General features: G+C 70.6%; 16 protein-coding genes. 7 read left to right on the top strand and 9 right to left on the bottom strand.

Going from position 1 to position 21,931, the window contains the following annotated elements; all coding sequences use genetic code 11:
* Positions 1–79 precede the first annotated feature (79 nt).
* On the top strand, positions 80–3,634 hold the full coding sequence (locus tag ACZ6TB_RS43850; RefSeq protein ID WP_465566200.1) for a CARDB domain-containing protein: 3,555 nt from the start codon (positions 80–82) through the stop codon (positions 3,632–3,634).
* A gap of 51 nt (positions 3,635–3,685) precedes the next feature.
* On the opposite strand, the gene ACZ6TB_RS43845 is transcribed toward ACZ6TB_RS43850, so the two are convergent.
* Positions 3,686–4,507 carry a methyltransferase domain-containing protein gene (locus tag ACZ6TB_RS43845; RefSeq protein WP_465566197.1) on the bottom strand — a complete coding sequence of 274 codons (822 nt, stop codon included), beginning with the start codon at positions 4,505–4,507 and terminating at the stop codon, positions 3,686–3,688.
* Positions 4,508–4,604: 97 nt separating this feature from the next.
* Here ACZ6TB_RS43845 and ACZ6TB_RS43840 point away from each other — a divergent pair, with 97 nt between their 5' ends.
* The gene (locus tag ACZ6TB_RS43840; protein ID WP_465566195.1) at positions 4,605–6,086 is read left to right on the top strand and encodes a diguanylate cyclase domain-containing protein; all 1,482 of its coding nucleotides are present in this window, start codon (positions 4,605–4,607) and stop codon (positions 6,084–6,086) included.
* Positions 6,087–6,179: 93 nt separating this feature from the next.
* Positions 6,180–7,070 carry an alpha/beta fold hydrolase gene (locus tag ACZ6TB_RS43835; RefSeq protein ID WP_465566192.1) on the top strand — a complete coding sequence of 297 codons (891 nt, stop codon included), beginning with the start codon at positions 6,180–6,182 and terminating at the stop codon, positions 7,068–7,070.
* A 35-nt stretch (positions 7,071–7,105) separates the two neighbouring features.
* On the opposite strand, the gene ACZ6TB_RS43830 is transcribed toward ACZ6TB_RS43835, so the two are convergent.
* Complete coding sequence (locus tag ACZ6TB_RS43830; RefSeq protein WP_465566189.1) at positions 7,106–8,584, bottom strand: MFS transporter; 1,479 nt, start codon at positions 8,582–8,584, stop codon at positions 7,106–7,108.
* A gap of 74 nt (positions 8,585–8,658) precedes the next feature.
* On the opposite strand from ACZ6TB_RS43830, the gene ACZ6TB_RS43825 reads away from it, so the two are divergent.
* Complete coding sequence (locus ACZ6TB_RS43825; protein ID WP_465566186.1) at positions 8,659–9,204, top strand: TetR/AcrR family transcriptional regulator; 546 nt, start codon at positions 8,659–8,661, stop codon at positions 9,202–9,204.
* Here ACZ6TB_RS43825 and ACZ6TB_RS43820 read toward each other — a convergent pair.
* Positions 9,201–10,232: a Gfo/Idh/MocA family protein gene (locus ACZ6TB_RS43820; protein WP_465566183.1), complete on the bottom strand. Its 1,032-nt coding sequence runs from the start codon at positions 10,230–10,232 to the stop codon at positions 9,201–9,203. The two genes, ACZ6TB_RS43825 and ACZ6TB_RS43820, sit on opposite strands and share 4 nt — an antisense overlap.
* A gap of 575 nt (positions 10,233–10,807) precedes the next feature.
* Positions 10,808–11,470 (bottom strand): YqeB family protein, encoded by a 663-nt coding sequence (locus ACZ6TB_RS43815; protein WP_465566180.1) that lies wholly within the window; start codon positions 11,468–11,470, stop codon positions 10,808–10,810.
* A gap of 107 nt (positions 11,471–11,577) precedes the next feature.
* Between ACZ6TB_RS43815 and ACZ6TB_RS43810 the strand changes: the two genes are divergently transcribed.
* On the top strand, positions 11,578–13,020 hold the full coding sequence (locus ACZ6TB_RS43810) for a sensor histidine kinase (RefSeq protein ID WP_465566177.1): 1,443 nt from the start codon (positions 11,578–11,580) through the stop codon (positions 13,018–13,020).
* Positions 12,999–13,715 carry a response regulator transcription factor gene (locus ACZ6TB_RS43805; protein ID WP_465566174.1) on the top strand — a complete coding sequence of 239 codons (717 nt, stop codon included), beginning with the start codon at positions 12,999–13,001 and terminating at the stop codon, positions 13,713–13,715. The genes ACZ6TB_RS43810 and ACZ6TB_RS43805 overlap by 22 nt, the downstream gene beginning before the upstream one ends.
* Before the next feature lie 269 nt (positions 13,716–13,984).
* Here the strand turns inward: ACZ6TB_RS43805 and ACZ6TB_RS43800 are convergent, their stop codons facing one another.
* The 4 genes from ACZ6TB_RS43800 to ACZ6TB_RS43785 all read right to left on the bottom strand — a co-directional run bounded on the left by ACZ6TB_RS43800 (position 13,985) and on the right by ACZ6TB_RS43785 (position 19,186).
* Positions 13,985–15,463: a glycoside hydrolase family 130 protein gene (locus tag ACZ6TB_RS43800; protein WP_465566171.1), complete on the bottom strand. Its 1,479-nt coding sequence runs from the start codon at positions 15,461–15,463 to the stop codon at positions 13,985–13,987.
* An 8-nt stretch (positions 15,464–15,471) separates the two neighbouring features.
* Positions 15,472–16,788, bottom strand: coding sequence for a glycosyltransferase (locus tag ACZ6TB_RS43795; protein ID WP_465566168.1), 1,317 nt, complete (start codon positions 16,786–16,788; stop codon positions 15,472–15,474).
* A complete protein-coding gene (locus ACZ6TB_RS43790) occupies positions 16,785–17,942 on the bottom strand; it encodes a glycosyltransferase (protein WP_465566165.1) in 1,158 nt (385 codons plus the stop codon). The genes ACZ6TB_RS43795 and ACZ6TB_RS43790 overlap by 4 nt, the downstream gene beginning before the upstream one ends.
* Before the next feature lie 140 nt (positions 17,943–18,082).
* On the bottom strand, positions 18,083–19,186 hold the full coding sequence (locus tag ACZ6TB_RS43785) for a glycosyltransferase family 4 protein (RefSeq protein ID WP_465566162.1): 1,104 nt from the start codon (positions 19,184–19,186) through the stop codon (positions 18,083–18,085).
* Between the two features lie 82 nt (positions 19,187–19,268).
* Here ACZ6TB_RS43785 and ACZ6TB_RS43780 point away from each other — a divergent pair, with 82 nt between their 5' ends.
* Positions 19,269–20,963 carry a glycoside hydrolase family 13 protein gene (locus tag ACZ6TB_RS43780; protein ID WP_465566159.1) on the top strand — a complete coding sequence of 565 codons (1,695 nt, stop codon included), beginning with the start codon at positions 19,269–19,271 and terminating at the stop codon, positions 20,961–20,963.
* On the opposite strand, the gene ACZ6TB_RS43775 is transcribed toward ACZ6TB_RS43780, so the two are convergent.
* Positions 20,945–21,826 (bottom strand): TetR/AcrR family transcriptional regulator C-terminal domain-containing protein, encoded by an 882-nt coding sequence (locus ACZ6TB_RS43775; RefSeq protein WP_465566157.1) that lies wholly within the window; start codon positions 21,824–21,826, stop codon positions 20,945–20,947. The genes ACZ6TB_RS43780 and ACZ6TB_RS43775 overlap by 19 nt on opposite strands.
* Positions 21,827–21,931: the final 105 nt, after the last annotated feature.

The raw sequence follows: 21,931 nt of genomic DNA, 5'->3' as shown, positions 1-21,931 counted from the left end.
ATCCGCCGCCGGCGCCCCTCAGAGCAGGAGGAAGCACATCCCCGGGGGCTTTTCACCCGAGAAAGGCACCGCTCCCGCCATGTCTCGAATCAGAAAACGCCTGCTCGCGGCCGCCGCGGCCGTGGGCGTCGTGACCGCACTCATCTCCGCACCCACCGTCGCGTCGGCGGCCGGCCCGAACCTGGCCGCCGGCAAGACCTTCAGCGCCAGCAGCTTCGCCGACGTCTACGGCGCCGGCAACGCCGGCGACGGCAACGCCAACACCTACTGGGAAAGCCAGAACAACGCGTTCCCGCAGTGGCTCCAGGTCGACCTCGGCTCGGCCGTCGCGGTCAACCAGCTCGTGCTCAAGCTTCCCCCGGCGACCGCATGGGCCACCCGCACCGAGACGCTGTCGGTCACCGGCAGCTCGGACGGCTCGTCGTTCAGCTCGCTGAAGGCGTCGGCCGGCTACACCTTCAACCCGTCCTCGGGCAACACGGTCACCGTCGACCTCACGACGGCGACCGCCCGCTTCGTCCGGCTGAACTTCACCGGCAACACCGGCTGGCCCGCCGGGCAGCTGTCGGAGCTCGAGGTCTACGGCCCGGTCACCGGCGACACCCAGGCGCCCAGCGCGCCCGGCAACCTCGCCTACACCCAGCCGGCGAGCGGGCAGATCAAGCTCACCTGGTCGGCGTCGACCGACAACGTGGGCGTCACCGGCTACGACGTGTACGCCAACAACGTGCTGCGCACCAGCGTGGGCGCGGGCGTGCTGACCTACACCGACAGCCAGCCCGACTCGGCGACCGTCTCCTACTACGTCAAGGCCAGGGACGCGGCCGGCAACGTGTCGGCGGCCGGCAACACCGTCACCCGCACCGGCACCGGCGGCACCGGCACCAACCTGGCGCTGAACAAGCCGATCGAGGCGTCGTCGACGGTCTTCACCTTCGTGGCCACCAACGCCAACGACAACAACACCGCCACCTACTGGGAGGGAAGCGCGTACCCGGCCACGCTCACGGTCAAGCTGGGCGCCAACGCGTCGCTCCAGCAGGTCGTGGTCAAGCTGAACCCGGACAGCAGCTGGGGCACCCGGCAGCAGACGTTCTCGGTCCTCGGCCGGGAGCAGAGCTCGTCGACCTTCGCCACGCTGGTCGGGTCGGCCACGTACACCTTCAACCCGGCCTCGGGCAACACCGTGACCATCCCGGTGAGCGGAACCGCTGCGGACCTCCGACTCTCCTTCACCGCGAACACGGGCGCGCCCAGCGGCCAGGTGGCCGAGCTTCAGGTGATCGGCGTCGCGGCGCCGAACCCGGACCTCTCGATCACCGCGATGTCGTCCTCGCCGGCCGCGCCGGTCGAGACCGACGCGGTGACCCTGTCGGCCACGGTGCGCAACGGCGGGACGGCGGCTTCGGGCGCCACCAACGTCAACTTCTACCTGGGTACGACCAAGGTCGGCACCGCTTCGGTGGGCGCGCTGGCCGCAGGGGCTTCGACGACCGTGTCCGCCAACATCGGGGCTCGGGACGCGGGCACCTACGCTGTTTCGTCCAAGGTCGACGAGGCGAACACGGTTGTCGAGACGAACGAAGCCAACAATTCGTACAATTCGCCCTCGTCGCTGACCGTCACGCCGGTTTCCAGCTCCGACCTCGTGGCTTCGGTCGTCTCCTGGTCGCCCGGCAACCCGTCGGCGGGTAACACGGTCTCGTTCTCGGTCACCATCAAGAACCAGGGTTCCGCGGCCTCGGCGTCCGGTGCTCACGGGGTTACTTTGAGCATTTTGTCCGGGTCGACCGTGATCAAGACGCTGACCGGCTCGTACAGCGGTGTCTTGGCCGCGGGCGCGTCGTCGCCGGCGCTCTCCCTCGGGACCTGGACGGCCGTAAATGGGAAATATACGGTTCGGACGGTTGTCGCGGTCGACGCCAACGAATTGTCGGTCAAGCAGGCCAACAACACGTCGGACAAGCCGTTCTTCGTCGGTCGTGGGGCCAACATGCCCTACGACATGTACGAGGCCGAGGACGGCGCTCTCGGCGGCGGCGCGGCGATCGTCGGCCCCAACCGCACCGTCGGCGACCTGGCCGGCGAGGCGTCCGGGCGCAAGGCCGTGACGCTCAACCAGACCGGGGCGTACGTCCAGTGGACCACCCGGGCGGCGACCAACACTCTGGTGGCGCGCTTCTCCATCCCGGACGGCACGACCAGCTCGATCAACGTGTACGTCAACGGGTCGCTCAACAAGACCCTGCCGCTCACGTCCAAGTACGCCTGGCTGTACGGCAACGAGACGGCGCCGCAGAACTCGGGCTCCGACCCGCGCCACATCTACGACGAGGCGAACATCCTGCTGACCGGGTCGTTCCCGGCCGGAACCACCCTGCGCCTGCAAAAGGACGGCTCCAATTCCGGAAATATCGCCATCGACTTCATCAACCTCGAGCAGGTAACTGCTTCGGGTAATCCGGACGCCTCCAAGTACGTGGTGCCGACCGGCTTCGACCAGCAGTCGGTGCAGAACGCGCTGGACACGGCCCGGCAGGACACCACCAAGCTCGGCGTCTACCTGCCGGCCGGTGACTACCAGGTCTCCAGCAAGCTCCAGGTGTACGGCCGGCCGATCGTCGTCACCGGCGCCGGTCCCTGGTACACGCGCTTCTTCACGCCATCCACCCAGACCGAGACCGACGCCGGCTTCCGGGCCGACAACGGAGCGAACGGCTCGACGTTCAAGAACTTCGCGTTCTTCGGCAACTACACGACCCGTATCGACGGCCCCGGCAAGGTCTTCGACTTCGCGAACGTCTCCGGCATCACGATCGACAACATCTGGGCCGAGCACGTGGTCTGCCTGTACTGGGGCGCGAACACCGACAACATGGTGATCAAGAACTCGCGCATCCGGGACACCTTCGCCGACGGCATCAACATGACCAACGGCAGCACCGGCAACCTCGTCGACAACAACGAGGCCCGGGCGACCGGCGACGACAGCTTCGCGCTGTTCTCGGCGATCGACGCCGGCGGCTCCGACGAGATCAACAACACCTACTCGAACCTCACGTCGATCCTGACGTGGCGGGCGGCGGGCGTCGCGGTCTACGGCGGGTACGCCAACACCTTCAAGAACATCTACATCGCGGACACCCTGGTCTACTCGGGCATCACGATCAGCTCGCTGGACTTCGGCTATCCGATGAACGGCTTCGGCGCCTCGCCGCCGACCGTGTTCGACAACATCTCGATCGTCCGGGCCGGTGGCCACTTCTGGGGCCAGCAGACCTTCCCGGCGATCTGGGTGTTCAGCGCGTCGAAGGTCTTCCAGGGCATCCGGGTCAGCAACGTCGACATCGTCGATCCGACCTACTCCGGAATCATGTTCCAGACCAACTACGTGGGCGGCCAGCCGCAGAACCCGATCAAGGACACCACGTTCACCAACATCACCATCAGTGGGGCGCAGAAGAGCGGCGACGCCTTCGACGCCAAGTCCGGCTTCGGCCTCTGGGCCAACCCGCTGCCCGAGTCCGGTCAGGGCCCGGCGGTGGGGTCGGTGACCTTCACCAACCTGCAGTTCAGCAACAACTACCGGGACATCGAGAACCAGACCTCCACGTTCACGATCGTCCGTAACTAGCCCGCTCCCGAGGTAAGAAGGGGGGCCCGCGGTCGTCCACGCGGGCCCCTTTTACCTGGTCCCGGTCACCACCCAGATCGTCAGGATGGCGAGGAAGTCGCCGCGGGCGCCGGCCTCGTCGACATGCGAGAACCATTTGTCCCGTACGCCCGGGGGCGTCATCCATGCTTTTTCCGGAATCAGCGGGTTGACCATCGGCAGCACCACCGCGGCCGACGACGGCGTGTCGAAGACGCAGGTCACCGGGGTGGCCGTCACGTTGGTGAGGCCGGCCGCGAGCAGGCGGCGGCGCAGCGTGCGGCCCATGTCGAGCTGCTGCGGCGTGAGCCGGCCGTGCATGTGGGCCACCACCGACTCGCCCAGCCGGGTGGGCACGCCGTCGAACGCGAGCGACTCCCAGTCGGTGTCGATCAGGCAGATCCGCCCGCCGGTCCGGGTCACCCGGATCAGCTCCGCGATCGCGACGTCCGCGTCGTCGACGTGCTGGAGCACCCGCTCGCACCAGACGCCGTCGACGCTGTCCGCGGGCAGATCCATCGCCGAGACGTCGCCGGTCATGTACCGCACGTTGCTGCCGTCGTGCCGCCGGACGGCGGCGGCGATGGTCGCGGCCGAGTAGTCCAGCGCGATCACCTCGCCGTCCGGGCCGACCTCGGCGGCGAGCCGCCGGGCCACGTCACCCGCACCGGAGCCCGCGTCCAGCAGCCGGTCCCCGGGCTCGGGACGCAGCGCCGTCATGGCGGTGCGGCGCACGCGCTTGATCTCCGGATGCCGGCCCATGGCCTCGAGCGCGGCCAGCAGCATGGCGGTCATCTCGCTGGGCTGGCTGTCGAGGTCGGAGAAGGGCGTGCGTTCCATCTGCGCGGGCTTCATGCGGCAAATGTTGACTCACCAGCCTCCCTTTTCACCGGTGGTGGTCACTCATCCGACAGGCTCTCAGGTCCCGCTTCGCGCTACCGAAGATGCCTCAGTGTGGAAATGGCGCGCGCTCCTGACGGACGGCAGCCTGAACCGGACCCGGTTCGTGGCCGCCGGCATCGGTGGTCTCGCCCTGCTCAGCGAGCTCGGGCAGATCGGCAACGCGCTGCGGTCGCCGGAGTTCAACCGGCTCGCCGCGGCGTGCATCGTCGCGCTCTTCGTGGTGCTGACCGTCACCGTCGTGCGCGGCCGGTCGACCTGGTGGAGCGTCATCCCGATCCCGGCGCTGGTCGTCGTCGGCGGCGCCGGCCTCTACGACCCGGTCGCGACGACGGCACTGGCGCTGGCCTCCACGATCGTCCTGTCGCTCTACGGCTCGAGCCGGCTCTGGACGGCCCGGCTGCTCGGCGCGCTGGTCTCGATCCCCGCCGCGGTCGCCATCTCGCCGATGTCCGGCGACCGCGTGATGACCTGGAACTCGCCGACCGTGATGGGCGTCCTGCCCCAGGTCCTGCTGATGGCCGTGCTGACCCGCGGCATCTACCTCGCCACCCTTCGCCAGGAACGCGCCGCCGCCCGGGAGGCGCTGCTGGCCCGGGCCGGGCTCGCGATGCTCGGCGTCACCGACCCCGGCCAGATCCGCGCCGTCGGCCGCCGGACGGCCGAGGAACTGGCCGCGCTGTCGCCCGGCGTGACGATGCTGGCCCTGCGCCGCCGGCCCGGGGGCGTCCTGCACGTCTCCACGGCCGCCGGCGCGCCCGACGGCGTGCGCGACCGGGAGCTGAGCATCGACGTCATCGCCGATCCGGACCTCCTGGCCGAGGCGCTGCCCGACTTCCGGGCCTGGCACCTCGACTCGCTCGGCGCCGACCCGGCCACCGCCGACGTCTTCATCGCCGTGGGCGGCCGGCGCCGGATCCCGGCCGACGTGCTCGACGCGTTCCGCAACCTGTCGCACCAGGTGGTGCTGGCCGAGAAGGGTTGCCACGCGCACGCCGAGCTCGAGCACCGCGCCCACCACGACCACCTGACCCAGCTGCCGACCCGGGCCAAGTTCCACCACGCATTGGCCGAGGCGATCGCGGACGGCGGCGCGGTCGCCGTGCTCAACGTCGACCTCGACGACTTCAAGCAGGTCAACGACGGCTTCGGGCACGCCGCCGGCGACGAGCTGCTGGTGCAGGTGGCGGCCCGGCTGACCGCGGTGGCCGCCGGGCGCGGCATGGCCGCCCGCTTCGGCGGCGACGAGTTCGCCGTGCTGCTCACCGATCTCGCCGGCCCGGACGAGGCGGGGCGGGTCGCGGAGCTGCTCTGCGCGACCCTCGCCGCGCCGGTCGTGCTGGCCGCGGCCACGGTCAACGTCGGCGCCAGCATCGGCGTCGCGGTGGCCGAACCCGGCGTGTCCGTCACCGAGCTGACGCGTCGCGCCGACATCGCCATGTACTCGGCCAAAGCGGCCGGCAAGAACCGGATCGAGATCTTCGCACCCGGCCGCCCCGCGGCCGCCCTCGCCGCCGGAGCCGCTCCCGCGTAGGTTCTGCGGCCGCCCTCGCCGCCGGAGCCGCTCCCGCGTAGGTTCTGCGGCCGCCCTCGCCGCCGGAGCCGCTCCCGCGTAGGTTGCTGGGTCATGGAGTTGCTGACACTGCCGGACGGTCGCACGCTGGAGTACCTGGTCGACGGGCCCGCCGGGGCCGTGCCGCTGGTGCTGCACCACGGAACCCCCTCGGGGACGGTCCTCTACGGCCCGATCGTGGAGGCCGCCGCATCGGAAGGCTTCCGGGTCGTGCAGGCCAGCCGGCCCGGTTACGGCGCCTCCACCCCGCACCCGGGCCGGACCGTGGCCTCGGTCGCCGGTGACACCGCGGCCCTGCTCGACGCGATCGGGGCCACCTCGTTCGTGACCGTCGGGTGGTCGGGCGGCGGCCCGCACGCCCTGGCCTGTGCGGCGCTGCTGCCCGGGCGGTGTGTTGCCGCCGCGACCATCGCGGGCGTGGCGCCGTACGACGCCGAGGGGCTCGACTGGATGGACGGCATGGGCGCGGAGAACGTCGAGGAGTTCTCGGCGGCCGTCGCGGGCCGGCACGAGCTCGACAAGTTCCTGACCGAGGCGGCGAAGCCACTGGGCGACGTGCGCGCCGCCGACATGATCGCGGCCTTCGGCGACCTGATCTCCGAGGTGGACAAGAAGGCCCTCGTCGGTGGTTTCGCCGACTATCTGGCGGAATCGTTCCGGGCGGCCATCTCGCACGGGATCGCCGGCTGGCGGGAGGACGACCTCGCGTTCGCGGCGGACTGGGGGTTCCCGCTCGCCGGCATCACCGTGCCGCTGGCCTTGTGGCAGGGCGACCAGGATCGGATGGTGCCGTTCGCGCACGGGCGGTGGCTGGCCGCGCATCTGCCGTCGCCCGAGGTGCACCTGGTGCCGGGCGAGGGCCACCTGTCGCTGATGGACAACTTCGGGACGATCGTGGCGGCATTGCGGGGGCACGTCGACGCCGCCACCGGCGCGGCCTCTTAGCCGCGCCGGTCGTCTTTGGTCGCGCCGCTGGGGGATCAGACCTCGACGGGGGACAGCTCGGGCAGCACCTCGGGGCTCGGGGCTGCGGCCTTCTCGGCCTTGGCCTCGGCCTCGGGCTCGGTCTTGGCCTTGGCCTTGGCCTTGGCCGACGGCACCAGCAGGGCGACCCCGATCGCGGCCACCGCCACCACCGCGAGGATGAGGAACGACTCGGTGTAACCCGACTCGGCGGGCAGGCCCTGTACGCCGGGGTGGCTGGTGATCACCGAGCTGACGATCGCGGTGCCGATGCTGGCGCCGATCGTGCGGATGTTGGTGTTCATGCCCGAGGCGGCGCCGGTCTGGTGCATCGGGACGCTCTGGACGATCAGGCTGATCATCGAGGAGTAGACCAGGCCCAGGCCGATGCCGAAGACGCCGCCGGCCAGCGCGACCATCGGGCGCGTGCCGTGGGCGGTGGCCAGCGAGAAGCAGGCGGCCGCCGCCAGCCCGGAGCCGAGCACCAGCTGGATCTTGCTGCTCACCCAGCGGGTCAGCGGGCCGCTGATCGAGCCGAACAGCGCCATCGTGACCATCATCGGCAGCATGAGCAGGCCGGCCTGCGTGACGCTCGCGCCGAAGCCGTAGCCGGAGGCCGCCGGCACCTGCATGAGCTGCGGCAGGAACGCGAACACCCCGAACATCGAGGCGCCGAACAGCAGGGCCACCACGTTCGTCGTCCAGACCGCGGGCAGGCGCATCATCCGCATGTCGATCAGCGGGTTGGCCGAGCGGACCTCGGAGACGATCCAGGCGACCAGAAGACCAACGGCGAGAACGAGCAGTCCGACCGTACGGAATGAGCCCCAGCCCCAGGTGGTGGCCTTGCTCAGTGGCAGGAGCAGCGCGACCAGCCAGCCGGAGAGCAGCACGGCGGCGAACCAGTTGACCTTGCCGGGGCTGCGGTGCGGTGACTGCGGGATCACGAACCAGGCGCCGACGCCGACGACCGTCACGACGATCATCGGGATCCAGAACAGCCAGCGCCAGTCGAGGGCGCCGACGATCGGGCCGGCCAGGACGATGCCGAGGCCGCTGCCGGAGGCGATGACCGCCGCCATCACGCCGACCGCGGAGGTGACCCGGTGCGGCGGGAACTCGTCGCGGATGATCCCGAAGGCGACCGGGAAGATCGCGCCGCCGAGACCCTGCAGGACGCGGGCCACGATGAGGATGCCGATGGTCGGGGCGATCGCGGCGACCAGGCAGCCGACGGCGATCGACCCGAGGGCGACCAGCAGCGCGCGGTCCTTGCCGATCATGTCGGCGATCCGGCCCATGAGCGGGGTGGCCACCGACGCGGCGAGCAGCCAGGCGGTGAGCACCCAGGTGACCGTGCCGGTGTCGGTGTGCAGGTCCTGCTGGATGGTCGGAAGAACCGGCGTCACCAGCGACTGCATCAGCGCGAACGCGGCAGCGGCGGCCGCGAGCACGGCAAAGGTCACTCGCGGCGATGTCTGATAAAGTCGAGGCATGCCTCCACCTTAGTGGAGGGGTGCCTCCGGATTGCAAGCGAATAGCAACCGGCATGATGTGAGGAGGGTCTCCGATGGCCGAAGTGCGCCGGCCGCAGCGGGCCGACGCGGCGCGGAACTTCGACGCGCTGATCGCGGCGGCCCGGGACGCGTTCGCCGAGAACGGGACGGATGCCTCGCTCGAGGACATCGCCCGGCGGGCGGGCGTGGGCATCGGCACCCTCTACCGCAACTTCCCGGCCCGGCAGGACCTCTTCGAGGCGGTCTACGTCGAGGAGATCAACAAGCTGAGCGAGGTGGCCGAGGCGGTGGCGTCGCTGCCCCCGTGGGAGGCGCTCACCGCCTGGCTACGGCAGTTCGTGGAGTACGCGGCGACCAAGCGCGCCATCATCGAGGCCCTGAACCGGGAGTCGCCGATGTTCGCGGCCTGCCGCAAGTCGATGTACGCGGCCGGCGAGCCGCTGCTGGCCCGCGCGCAGGAGGCCGGCGAGGTGCGTCCCGACGCCACCTTCGACGACGTCATCCGCCTGGTCTCGGGCCTGACGTCGGCGGCCTTCGTCGACGCCGCCCAGCGCGATCGCGTGCTCGGCCTCGCGCTGGACGGCTTGCGGGTCTTTTAGAGCCGGACCGCGTTTCCCGTACGAGCGGACTCGCGCGCCGCGTCGAGGACGGCCATGTTGCGAAGGACGTCGGCCGGGTCCACCGGCAGCGGCCCCTCGCCCCGCACCGCCCGGGCGAACGCCGGGTAATAGGTGTCCCACCGCCCGCGCTCGGTCGGCACCGGGGCGCTGGTCGACCCGTGGTAGAGCCGCCCCCAGCCGTGCTCGGGCTCGACGCCCCACCGCTCGCCCAGCCCCGACGGCGACTTGCCCGCCTTGAGCAGCGCCTCCTGGTGGTCGATCCCGTCGATGCCGCTGACGATGTAGCTGCCGGTCGTGCCCGTGATCCGGAAACGCGGCCCCGGCGCGGCCTGCCGCCAGCTGCCCCACAGGTGCGACTCGACCCCGCTCACGTGATGGATGGCGACGAAGAAGTCGTCGTCGAGCTCGCCGCTGCCGCGAAGCTCGGCGTAAACCCGCCCCGCCGGCCCGTGCAGCAGGTGCGCCTGGTCAACCAGATGCGACCCGAAGTCGAGCAGCGTGCCCCCACCGGCCGCGGGCGGCTTGCGATCCGGCGCCCACCGCTCGAACCGGGACTCGAACCGCCGGACGTTGCCGAGCCGCCCTTCGCCGATGAGCTTGCGGACGGTCAGCAGATCGGAGTCCCAGCGCCGATTCTGATAGACGCTGAGCAGCACGCCGGCCTCCGCCGCCGCGTCGACAACTTCGTGAGCGGCGGCCGCATCGAGCGTGAACGGCTTGTCCACAACCACGGCCAGCCCAAGCGCGATAGCTTCCTTGGCAACCTCGGCGTGCGTAGCGGCCGGCGTCGAGATCGACACCGCCTCGGCCCCCGCCGCCTTGAGCGCCGCAAGGTCATCAAAGGCAGTCAGCGCGGGACGCTTGGCAGCAAGCTCAGCCCGGCGCTCAACTGACCTGGTCACGACACCGAGAAACTCGACGTTCCCAGCCGAGGCGAGAAGCGGTGCGTGGAAGATGCGTCCACCGGTGCCGTAGCCAACGAGCCCGAACTTAACCGCGTCACTCATTCCGAAGAGCCTGCCACAACCAGGCCCGCTTCGCCGATCAAGGGTGCACCAAGCCGCCCACCCTCCGCCGCACCGCCCACCAGCCCACCAACACACGCCCACCCCCGCGCCGCGACCCCCGCGCACGACGAGCCACGCGCGCCGCGAGCCCTCCACGACGAGCCCACGCGCGCTATGGGCCCCGCGCGTCTCGCCCGCCTGCGCTCCGGCGCGCCCGCGTGCTTTGGCCTGCCCGCGTGCTTTGGCCTGCCCGCGTGCTTTGGCTTGCCCGCGTGCTTTGGCTTGCCCGCGTGCTTTGGCTTGCCCGCGTGCTTTGGCTTGCCCGCGTGCTTTGGCTTGCCTGCGCGCTTTGGCTTGCCCGCGTGCTTTGGCTTGCCTGCGCGCTTTGGCTTGCCTGCGTGCTTTGGCTTGCCTGCGCGCTCTGGCTTGCCCGCGTGCCTTGGCTTGCCCGCGTGCCTTGACCTGCTCGCGCTTCGGCTCGCTCGCGCTTCGGTCCGTCCGCGTTTCGGCTTGCCCGCGCGCATTTCGCCTCGCCCGAGCTTCGGCTCCTTCTTGCCCGGGCGGCGGGCGTGCGGCTAGCCATCGGCGCGGCGCCAATGCTGTCGCTTGCGGTCGTCGCGGATGACGTAGCCGAGCCGCGCCAGCTCGTCCCGCAGGTCGCGCTGGTCGTTCTCGTCGCCGGCGTCGATGGCCTTCTGTCTGGCCTTGAGCAAGGCGTGCGCGGTGGCCGGGAGCTCGGGAAGATCGGGCACCCAGCGGCGGTAGGACGCCAGGTAGGGATCCTGATCCGCCCAGGCGATGCCGTTCCCGGTGAAGGCGGGCCGCAGCCGCTTGGCCGACAGGTGGCTGGGCTCGCGCGCCAGCTCCCGGCCGGTGCGGCCCAGCAGGATCAATCGGTCGCGGTCGGGAAAGGCCACCGCGACGTCGGAACGCGGCACCGAGACGGTCGAGCCGGGGCGGGTCAGCACCACTTCGGTGCGGGTGATGCGTACGGTCAATGATTCTCGATCGGCCAGACCGGCCAGCACGAGGCCCAGGAACCCACCTAGCGCGGCCGCGCTGATCGCCGCGACCATGCCGGGCAGCTCGCGGATCAGGCCGAGCGGGCCGGGCAATGGCAGCCACCAGGCCACGCGGACGGCCAGGAAGAGCAGTGCGGCGCCGGCCAGCGGAAGGCCGAGCCACGCCAGCATCCTGGCCCACCACGGGGTCGGTACGGTCGTCGTCTGTTCGAGCACGCGTCGAGTTTTCGCCTTGGTCGGGCCTGCCCGATACCGACTCAAGGCGATTTCCCATAGACCAAAGTCGACTGCCGACCAAGGCCGCCCGCCGGTAGCTTCGAGGCATGAATCGGCGAACGGCACCGACGTGGCTGCTGGAGGGCTCCCTCGCAGTCGCTGCTCTGCTGCTCGGGCTCTTCTTCACGTCGCAGTCGGTGTCGGAGGGCGATGGCGCGCCGATCCCGGTCGAGGCCGTCGCGGGCCTCATCTCCGTCATCGGCCTCCTTCTGTTCCGCCGCACCCGTCCGGTCACGCTCACGCTCGCGCTGATCCCGCTCGGCATCACGCTCGGGATGCCGATGGGTGTGCTGCCGTTCGCGTTGTTCTCGGTCGCCCTGCACCGTCCGGCCCGGGTCACGATCGCGGTCGCCGCCGCGCATGCCGGCGCCGTCTGTGTCTTCTATGGCCTGGCGCTCGGGCTGACCCGCACCTACTACGAGACCGTCGCCTTCATGGTTCTTCTGCACGTCAGCCTAGTCGCGGTGGCCATGCTGATCCGTGCGCACCGGCTTCTGGTCGCCTCCTGGGCCGATCGCGCGCGCCAGGCCGAGGAGGGCCAGCGGCTCCGCATCGAGCAGGCGCGGCTGGCCGAGCGGGAAAAGATCGCCCGCGAGATGCACGACGTGCTCGCCCACCGGGTGTCTCTGCTGGCCCTGCACGCGGGCGCCCTCGAGGTGCGGCGCGACGCGTCGGCCGACGAGCGGCAGGCGGCCGGGGTGATCCGGCAGTGCGCGCACGACGCGCTCGAAGACCTCCGGATGTTGCTCGGCATGTTGCGCGGACCGGCGGACGACCGGCCCCAGCCGACGCTGCACGACGTGCCGGCCCTGGTCGCACAGTCCCGCTCGGCCGGCGCCGACGTCGTCTTCACGCTTCACGACGATCGACCGGGGCGATCCGGCTCGGGGGCCGTCGGCGTGGAGCTTGGGGACGCCCTGCAGCTTAGGAACCACGTCGAGCTTGTGGATGACCTGGAGCTTGGGGGCGGCCGGGAGGTCGGGGGCGGCCGTGACTCTGGGGACGAACGGGAGCTTGGGGATGGCCGAGACTTTGGGGGCGGCCGGGAGCTTGGGGGCGGCCGGGAGCTTGTTGCCGACGATGCGTTCTTCGATGAGGCGGAGCTGGACGACGAGGACTACGGCGACGAGGACTACGGCGACGAGGACTACGGCGACGAGGTGCCTGACCAGATCGGGCGGCACGCCTACCGAATCATCCAGGAGGCGCTGACCAATGCGCTCAAGCACGCGCCGGGTTCGGCGGTGCGGGTGAAGGTCGACATTCGGTGGCTGCGGGGGCTCGATGTGCGGGTCGACAACGACCTGGTCTGGAACCGGCCGGATTTCGTCTTCAGCTCCCGCCGGGTGCACGCCGAGGCGATTCCCGGCGCCGGCGCGGGGCTGGCCGGGTTGCGGGAGCGGGTTCAGCTGGTGGGCGGGCAGCTGGAGCATGGGCCGACGGCGTCGGGGGAGTTCGCTCTGCGAGCGTGGCTGCCGTGGAACACCTGACGTCGGCGGGGACCGTGGGCGGGAGCGCGGCGGCGGTGGATGGTGCGCGGCCGGTGCGGGTGCTGATTGTTGACGACGACGCGCTCGTGCGGCAGGGGCTGACGATGTTGCTGGGGGCGTTCGACGAGATCGAGGTGGTCGGGGCGATCTCGGACGGCACCGAGGTGGCGGCGGCGGTCAACAAGGTCAGGCCCCAGGTCGTGTTGATGGACATCCGGATGCCGGGCAAGGACGGGCTCACGGCTACGGCGGAGTTGCGGGGCCGGCCGGATCCGCCCGAGGTGATCGTGCTGACCACGTTCGACACCGATGACCATGTGCAGCGGGCCATGCGGGCGGGGGCGAGCGGCTTTCTGCTGAAGCATGAGCCGCCGGCCGACATCGCCCGGGCGGTGTGCCGGGCGGCGGCGGGGGAGCCGATCTTCACGCCGTCGGTGCTGCGGCAGGTGATGGGGCTGGCGGGGGCGACCGACGAGAATCCGCGGCGTGATCGGGCTCGGCGGCAGCTGGCTCGGCTCAGTCCCAGCGAGCGGGATGTGGCGCAGCTGCTCGCGGACGGGCGGACCAACCAGCAGATCGGCGCCGAGCTGATGATGAGCACGGCGACGGTGAAGGCCTACATGACGCGCATCTTCACGAAGCTCGCGTTGAGCAATCGGGTGCAGGTGGCGGTCCTGGTGCTCGACTCGCGCTGAGCGGTGGGAGAGGCGCGCGAAGGCCCGCCACCGGGAAATCGGCGGCGGGCCTCGCAGGGTCGGGCGCGATCGGGCCCGGCTGGGCGGTCGGCCGCGCTGGGCGGTCGGCCGCGCTGGGCTGGGCGGTCGGCCGGGCTGGGCGGTTGGCTGGGCTGGGGCGGTGGGCCGGGCTGGCGGTTGGCCGAGCTGGGCGGTTGGCCGAGCTGGGCGGTTGGCCGAGCTGGGCGGTCGGCCAGGCCGGGCGGTCGGCCGAGCCGGGCTGGGCGGGGCTAGAAGCCGGTCGGGACCATTCGGCTCAGGAGCTGGTCCAGGTCGATGCTGGCGAAACCCACCCGCACGTCGCTCGCGCCGTAGGGGAGCCACAGGCGGCCGTCGTGGACTATGCCTCCGCAGGAGTAGAGGACGTTCGGGACGTAACCCTCGCGTTCCACGTCGTCGGGGAACAGGAGACCGTCCGGCAGGTCGGCTATTACCCGCTCGGGGTTTTCCAAGTCCAGGAGCATGGCGCCCAGGGCGTAGCGGCGCATCGGGCCCACGCCGTGGGTCAGGACCAGCCAGCCGGCCTCCGTTTCTACGGGGGCGCCGCAGTTGCCTACCTGGATCAGGTCCCAGCCTCGGTGGGGGACCAGCAACGGCACGGCGTGCTGCCAGCGGTGCTGGTCGTCGCGGACGCTCAGGCCCAGGGTCTCGCCGTCGGAGCGGCATAGGGCCAGCTTGCGGCCGCCGACGTAGCGCGGGAACAGGGCCATTCCCTTGTTCCGGGCGGCGGGGCCGTGCAGCTGGGTCACCTCGAAGTGCCGCAGGTCGCGGGTGAAGATGACCCGGCCGGAAATGTGGCGGCCGTCGTAGGCCGTGTACGTCGCCTGGTAGGCGAGCCGGCCGTCGGGGTCCAGCACCTGCACGAAGCGCGCGTCCTCCATGCCGTTGCTCTCGGCTCGCGTCGCCGGCCACATGACCCGTTGGTGCAGGGGGGACGCGCACGGGAACGCGACCGCGTAGTCCTCGCTCACGATGTGGCGGATGCGGTCCAGAGTCTCCTGCGTCGTCGGCCGGGCCTGCAACTCGGCCGGCACGTGACCGATGACGTCCTCGAACTCCTCATCGTTGTAGCGCTCGGGCAGGGCCGACACCACGTACGCCGAAGCCTCGTTGTCGATCTCCGCGTCGATGAGCGCCGCGGAGAGCTGGAAGCGCATGTGCATGGCGCCTACGCGCTGGCCGATCATGAGGGGGCCGCCGCGCTCGTCGAGGCGAATCTGCTCGCCGGGGCCGAGGATCGCCGAGCAGAAGCCGATCGACGAGATGTGGCCCTCGCCGATCTGGCGCATGCTCATCGCCACCCGCAGCTCGCCCGCCTCGAGGCCGGACTGGTCGGGGTGCGGCACCATCGACGGGTTGCAGAGCGCGGCGGCCTCGACCGAGAACTCGTGGCTGAAGTACGCGCCGATCAACGTGCGGGCCGTCGGGGAGAGCTCAATTTCCGGTGGTACGCGGTGCTGCACCAGCTCGTAGTGATGCTGGAACACCGACAACAGGTCGTGATGCCGCCCGGCGAACCGATTCAGCACGTCGTCGAGCAGCCGGCTGGTCTCCGCCTCGTCGAGCTGCAGGATGCGCTCGATGAGGCTGGACGCCCGGTTCTGCACCAGTTGGGCGTCCTCGCCGGGCACGAACAGTTTGATCACCACGCGCCGGTCGTCCGGCTCCATGACGATGTCGTGACGGGTGAGGAAGGTCTTGGAATTCATGGTTGCGGTCACGCTAGGCCGCCTGACGGTCGGGTCGCGCGAGAGGCCGCCAGCGTGCGGGCGTGCTGCAGCGTGGAGACCAGCGCGAGAGTGGATTCGGCACCTTGGTTCACATTAGGACCATCTGCCGTTAATCCGTCATAACATCCGCCGGTTAGGTGGTCATACATCACGGTTTGCGAGTCGTTGTCGCCCAGAAACCAGGCGATCGCCATGAAAAGGGGTGAATCCCAGCGGTCGTCGCCGGTGATCGAGGCGGCGGTCGCGCAGGCGTCGGCCACCGCGGCGGCCTCGATCGGCTGCTGATCAAAACGATCACGCACGAGCGAGAGAGCACCCGGCGCCGAAACAGAGACGAGCGGCGAAGGCCGGCTGGGCGGCGAGGACCGGGTGGGCGGCGAAGGCCGGCTGGGCGGCGAGGACCGGGTGGGCGGCGAGGGCCGGCTGGGCGGCGAGGACCGGGTGGGCGGCGAGGACCGGGTGGGCGGCGAGAAAGCGACCGGCGCCGAAAGAGACGCGGGCGCCGGGAAGGAGGGGAGCGGGGCGACCGGCGAGAGCTGCCCCGGCCGCAGACCCCCGACCGGAATCGTCGACAAATGGCCGTCGTTCTCCTGGACCCGGCAGAGCCAGGCGAGCATCCGCAGACCGGCCAGCAGACGAGGCTCATCCCCGAGCAGGTCGCCGGCCGCGATCACCACCTCGGCCATGGTCGGGTTGGCGTAGGTGAGCACCGGCTCCGGCCAGACCCACGCCGGGTCGGGGCCGGGCAGGCCGACCGACTCGGCGGCGTCTCGCAGCAGGGACGCGGCGTCGGGGCAATGGGGGTCGGCCCGCAACACCTCGGCGGCGCCCAGGCCCGCGTACGCCATCGCTCGCGGCCATGGAGAGCGCTGGCGCGTCCCCAAGCGGAAGGCCAATCGCGCCTCGCGCCGGATCCAGGGCACGGTGGAGCGCGCCGCGGCCGTACCCAGCCCCCAGAGCGCGCGTCCCCACCAGTCGCCGAGACCCGGCTCGTCGGTCCAGCGCCGGTCGAAGCTCATCCGGTTGCGGAAGGCGCCGTCCGGAGCCTGCGCGTGGGTGAGGAACGCGAGGTAGCGCTCGGCCAGCCCGACCACCTGCGGCCCCGGGCGCGGTTCCCGGCAGGCGACCATCAGCCCGCGCGCGACGTCGTCGACGCAGTAACCGTGCTCGCGCCGGGCGATCGCGTTGCGGGAGTGCTCGAGCAGCCCGGTGTCGTCGGACATCCGCGCGAGGTGGCTGAACGAAGGTGGTGGGGCGTCGGAGAGCTGGATCGGGGGCGGCACAAGCCGCAGACCAACACTCATGCCGGTACGGCGGAAGCAGTGACGGGGGCCGGAGCGGGCGCGGCCAGGAGACGTCCGGCCAGGGCCTGGTACCGGGCCGCGACGGCCGGCCACCGCAGGGTCGGTCCGCCCGCTATCCCGGCCAGCCGGCCGGCCAGATCGGGCTCGTCGATCAGGTGCCGGATCGCCGCCGCCATCGCCTCCGGGTCCTGGTGCGGCACGAGCAGCCCGGGACCGTCGGCCAGCAGCTCGACCGCGTGCGGGAACTCGGTCGCCACCACCGGCACGCCGGCGCCCACGGCCTCGATCAGCACGCCGGACGTGACCTGCTCGGTCGAGTCGTACGGCAGCACCACCACGTCGGCCGAGCGGATCAGCCGGAACAGCTCGGCCTGGTCCAGGTACTCGTCCCGCCAGGACACGGCCTCGGTCACCCCGAGCGACCCGGCGAGGGCTTTCAAGCTGTTCCGGTACGCGTCCCCGAACTGCTCGAGCACCTTGGGATGCGTGCGTCCGGCCACGGTGTAGACCGGCGCCGGGGACGAGTCGCGCACCAGGGCCAGGGCCCGCAGCGCCCACTCGATGCCCTTGCCCGGCCCGAGCAGGCCCCAGGTCAGCAGGTGCGGCGTGTCGTGGTCCTCGCGGGGCGCGGTGTCGTGGCTGCCGGCGCCGTGCGGGATGACCGAGATCTTGCGGGAGTCGACGTCGTACCCGGCGATCAGCCGGCGGCGGGCCGTGTCGGTCATCGTGACCAGGGCGTCGGCGGTCGCGGCGATTCGCTCGAGCACCTGTCGCTGCAAGGAATCGGGGCTGCTGAGCACGGTGTGCAGCACGACGATCGACGGCACCTTGAGGGCGCGCAGCAGCGGCAGCACCTCGGCGCCGGCGTCGCCCGGGTAGATGCCGTACTCGTGCTGGATGATCGCCACGTCGAACCGGTTGAGCGCGTTGGCCGCCGCCGTCCAGCCGCCCGGATTGTCGGTGTGCCAGGTGTGCACGACCCGCGGTGCGGCCCGGTCGAGGTCGATGCCGCCGCTCACGTTGTCGCTGGCGAGCAGCCGGACGACCCCGGCGCCGCCCCCGGCATTCAGCTGGGTGGCGAGTGCGGCATTGAACGTGGCCAAACCGCATTGGGTTGGCGGGTACGTGCTCAGAAAACCGTACGTGGCGGGCATGACAGGGCCTTTCTCTTCACGCGGCTGCCTCCCCGCAGCACGGTTCATCGCGCGCGGGAGAGGCAGTTCCAGCCGCGCGCAAGCGTCATTGCGACGCTTCGGGAAATTGCCCCGATTAACGTGCAATTCACATTGCGACGTTAACAAGAAACGCCTATTGACCTGACGATTTTGCGGTAAATCGCCAGGTAGTCGTCGACCATGCGGTCGGCCGAGAAGCGTTGGCGCGCACGGGCCGCGCAGCCGAGCCGGTCGATCGACTCGATCTCCGCCACCGCGGCCACGGCCTCGTCGACATCGGCGACCAGGCGTCCGGTCACCCCCTCGTCGACGACCTCGGGCATCGAGCCTTTCCGGTACGCGATGACGGGCGTCCCGCAGGCCATCGACTCGACCACGGAAAGGCCGAACGGCTCGGCGAACCGGATCGGGTGCAGCAGCGCCGCGCACGATCCGAGAATGCGCCCGCGATCGGCCGGCCCGACCGACCCGAGGTAGACGACCCGGTCGCCGTCGATGTGTGGCTCGACCCGGGATGCGAAGAACGAATGGTCCTGCACGATTCCGCAGAGGAGAAGCCGTCGCCCGGCCCGGCGGGCGATCTCGATGGCGAGGTCGGTCCCCTTGTCCGGATGGATGCGGCCAAAGCACAATAAATCGGGCAACGGGGAGGGCGGGGGGGAAGGCAAGGGGGAGGGCAAGGGGGAGGGCGGGGGCGCAGGAGAGAGGGAGGAGAGCGAGAGGGGCGTGGCCACCCCGGACACCGGTAGTAGTGACAGGTCGATCCCGTGGTGGACGGTCCCGACGTAGGAGAGTGCGGGCGACCGGTCGCTGTCGGAGATGGAGACGAACCGGGACGTGGAGCGTTCGTAGGCCGGGAGGATGGCCGGCCCGGAAAAGCCGTGGATCGTGGTCAGCATCGGCGCCGCGCAGAGGGTCGAGAACGCCAGCGGCAACCAGTCCAGATGGTTGTGGACCAGGTCGAACTCGCCGGACCGGGACAAGGCGTGCGCCACGTGCAGGGCCTCCCAGACGCGGCCGTCCAGTTCCGGGCTCTCCTCGTAACCGGCCGGCGCGACCCCGTCCAGCGCCGCCTTCGTGATCGAGTCGAGCGTGGCGAAGAGCGTCACGTCGATGCCTCGCGCGCTCAGGCCCTCGGCCAGCAGGCTGGTGATCGTCTCCCACGGGCCGTAATGCAGCGGCGGCGTGCGCCAGGCGATCGGGCCCAGCAGTGCTACCCGCATGACAAAGGCCTGAAATCGGTAGTTAACACCCGTTTAGTATGCCCAGGCATTGTCGTCGGAGAGAACGTGTTAGAGAAGACGCATGACGGATCTCTGGTGGAAAAGCGCGGTCGTGTACCAGATCTACCCCCGCAGCTTCGCCGACGCCGACGGGGACGGCATGGGTGACCTGCGCGGGATCATCGACCATCTGGACCACCTGGCCGAGCTCGGCGTCGACGTGCTCTGGCTTTCGCCGATCTACAGGTCGCCGCAGGACGACAACGGTTACGACATCAGCGACTACCAGGACATCGACCCGCTCTTCGGCGACCTCGAGACCTTCGACAAGCTGCTCGCGGGCGTCCACGCGCGAGGCATGAAGCTGATCATGGACCTGGTCGTGAACCACAGCTCCGACGAGCACCCGTGGTTCGCCGAGAGCCGGTCGAGCCGCGACAACCCCAAGCGGGACTGGTACTGGTGGCGGCCGGCGCGGGACGGGATGGAGCCGGGCACGCCCGGGGCCGAGCCGACCAACTGGGGCTCGGCGTTCGGCGGGCCGGCCTGGGCCTACGACGAGAAGACCGGCGAGTACTACCTGCACCTGTTCTCGCCCAAGCAGCCCGACCTCAACTGGGAGAACCCCGAGGTCCGCGAGGCCGTCTACGCGATGATGCGGTGGTGGCTCGACCGGGGCGTGGACGGCTTCCGGATGGACGTCATCAACATGATCTCGAAGGACACGGCGCTGCCGGACGGCCGGGTCACCGCCGGCGCCGCCTATGGGGACGGCTCCGCCGCGTACATCAATGGGCCGCGCAACCATGAGTTCCTGCGCGAGATGAACGACAAGGTCTTCGCGGGACGCGAAGGCATGCTGACGGTGGGCGAGATGCCGGGCGTCACCGTCGACGAGGCGATCAAGTTCACCGCCCAGGACCGGCACGAGGTCGACATGGTCTTCCAGTTCGACCACGTCTGGGCCGACCGCGGCGGCGACCCGTGGAAGCTGATCCCGCTCCAGCTCACCGTGCTGAAGGGGATCTTCGGCCGGTGGCAGGCCGGCCTGGCCGAGGTGGGCTGGAACAGCCTCTACTGGAACAACCACGACCAGCCACGGGTGGTCTCCCGCTACGGCGACGACTCGCCCGGGCACCGGGTGGCGGCGGCCAAGATGCTCGGCACGGTCCTGCACCTGCACCGTGGCACGCCCTACGTCTACCAGGGCGAGGAGCTGGGCATGACCAACTTCCCGTTCCGCACGATCGCCGACTTCCGCGACATCGAGGCGCTCGGCCAGTTCCACCAGGCGGTCGAGCTGGAGAAGAAGAGCCCCGAGGACGTGCTGACCGTGCTGCGGGCCCGGGGGCGGGACAACGCGCGGACGCCGATGCAGTGGGACGACTCGGTCAACGCCGGCTTCAGCGCGGGCACGCCGTGGCTCGCGGTCAACCCGAACTACCCGGAGATCAACGCGGCGGCCGAGCGGGCAAATCCCGACTCGGTCTTCCACCACTACCGCAAGCTGATCCAGCTGCGGCACGACGAGCCGGCGGTGGTGGACGGCGATTTCACCATGCTGCTGCCGGCCGACGAGCGGCTGTACGCGTTCACGCGCCGCCTGGGAAACACCGAGCTGCTGGTCATCGGCAACTTCTCCGGCGATACCGTACGCGCCGAGCTCGACGACGCCATCGCGTGGGAGGACGCGGAACTGGTCCTCACCAACGTGGCCGAACCGCAGGGCCTGACCATGGCGCCGTGGCAGGCGGTCGTCTACCGCCGCACGACGTAGGGAACCAGCCCGTCGAGCAGGCGGGCCAGGCCGAACTCGAAGAGCTGGTCGAGGTCGAAGTCGAACTCCTCCCTGGTCAGCTCCTGGATGTGCGGCACCTGGCCGGCCCGCATCTCGGCCGCGAACGACACGGTCTGCGCCTCGATCCACTGGTCGTTGGTCAGTCCCGTGTCCCGGACCGCCTCGGCCTCCGGCTCCAGCCCGCTGGCCACCCCGCGGACGAACGTGAACAGCGTGATCTGCACGTACATCCGCTCCTGCAGGCTGAGCCCGGTGCCGTCGAAGGCGGCCAGCACCCAGTCGGTCAGCCGGATCGCGTTCGGCGCGAACTGCGGCCGGGTGATCGAGAGCGCCGGCCCGAGCCACGGGTGCCGCTGGAACCCGGCCCATTCCAGCCGGGCGACCAGGTCGAGCGCGGCCCGCCAGCCGCCGCGCGGGTGCCGGTCCGGGAGCGGCAGCTCGCCGAGGGCCGCGTCGATCATCGCGAGGGTCAGCTCCTCGCGGCTCGGCACGTGCCGGTAGAGCGCCATCGTCGAGACCCCGAGCCGGCCCGCGATGCGCCGCATCGACAGCTCGGCGAACCCCTCCTGGTCGGCGATCTCGGTGGCCGTGGTCACGATGCGCGCCAGGGTGAGCTCGTGGTCGCGCCGCGGCGCGGGGCCGGCCACCACCGTGCCGACGCCCGCGCGGCTGATCGTCAGACCCTCCTCGCGCAGCGCCGCGTGGGCCCGGGTGGCGGTGGCGATCGCGACGCCCCAGTCCTTGGTGAGCTGGCGGGCCGACGGCACGCGGTCGCCCGGCCGCAGCTCGCCGGCCTCGATGCGCCCCCGCACGTCGTCGACGATCCGCTGATACGGATGCACTAGTACACCTCCCGGCTGCCGCGACCACCGTACTAGTGCAGTTTGCTCCGGGCAATAAGGGCTCTTACGCTGCGACTAGTACGCACGTACATCGTACGCAGATTC

The organism is Actinoplanes sp. NPDC051537 (genome assembly GCF_055586105.1).
The sequence above is the reverse complement of the archived record's forward strand: the minus strand, read 5'-3'. Positions and strand labels throughout refer to the sequence as shown.

Coding starts and splice junctions, on each gene's coding strand:
- ACZ6TB_RS43850 (WP_465566200.1), top strand. CDS start 80: ATGTCTCGAATCAGAAAACGCCTGCTCGCGGCCGCCGCGGCCGTGGGC.
- ACZ6TB_RS43780 (WP_465566159.1), top strand. CDS start 19,269: ATGACGGATCTCTGGTGGAAAAGCGCGGTCGTGTACCAGATCTACCCC.
- ACZ6TB_RS43835 (WP_465566192.1), top strand. CDS start 6,180: ATGGAGTTGCTGACACTGCCGGACGGTCGCACGCTGGAGTACCTGGTC.
- ACZ6TB_RS43785 (WP_465566162.1), bottom strand. CDS start 19,186: ATGCGGGTAGCACTGCTGGGCCCGATCGCCTGGCGCACGCCGCCGCTG.
- ACZ6TB_RS43825 (WP_465566186.1), top strand. CDS start 8,659: ATGGCCGAAGTGCGCCGGCCGCAGCGGGCCGACGCGGCGCGGAACTTC.
- ACZ6TB_RS43845 (WP_465566197.1), bottom strand. CDS start 4,507: ATGAAGCCCGCGCAGATGGAACGCACGCCCTTCTCCGACCTCGACAGC.
- ACZ6TB_RS43800 (WP_465566171.1), bottom strand. CDS start 15,463: ATGAATTCCAAGACCTTCCTCACCCGTCACGACATCGTCATGGAGCCG.
- ACZ6TB_RS43795 (WP_465566168.1), bottom strand. CDS start 16,788: ATGAGTGTTGGTCTGCGGCTTGTGCCGCCCCCGATCCAGCTCTCCGAC.
- ACZ6TB_RS43810 (WP_465566177.1), top strand. CDS start 11,578: ATGAATCGGCGAACGGCACCGACGTGGCTGCTGGAGGGCTCCCTCGCA.
- ACZ6TB_RS43790 (WP_465566165.1), bottom strand. CDS start 17,942: ATGCCCGCCACGTACGGTTTTCTGAGCACGTACCCGCCAACCCAATGC.
- ACZ6TB_RS43830 (WP_465566189.1), bottom strand. CDS start 8,584: ATGCCTCGACTTTATCAGACATCGCCGCGAGTGACCTTTGCCGTGCTC.
- ACZ6TB_RS43820 (WP_465566183.1), bottom strand. CDS start 10,232: ATGAGTGACGCGGTTAAGTTCGGGCTCGTTGGCTACGGCACCGGTGGA.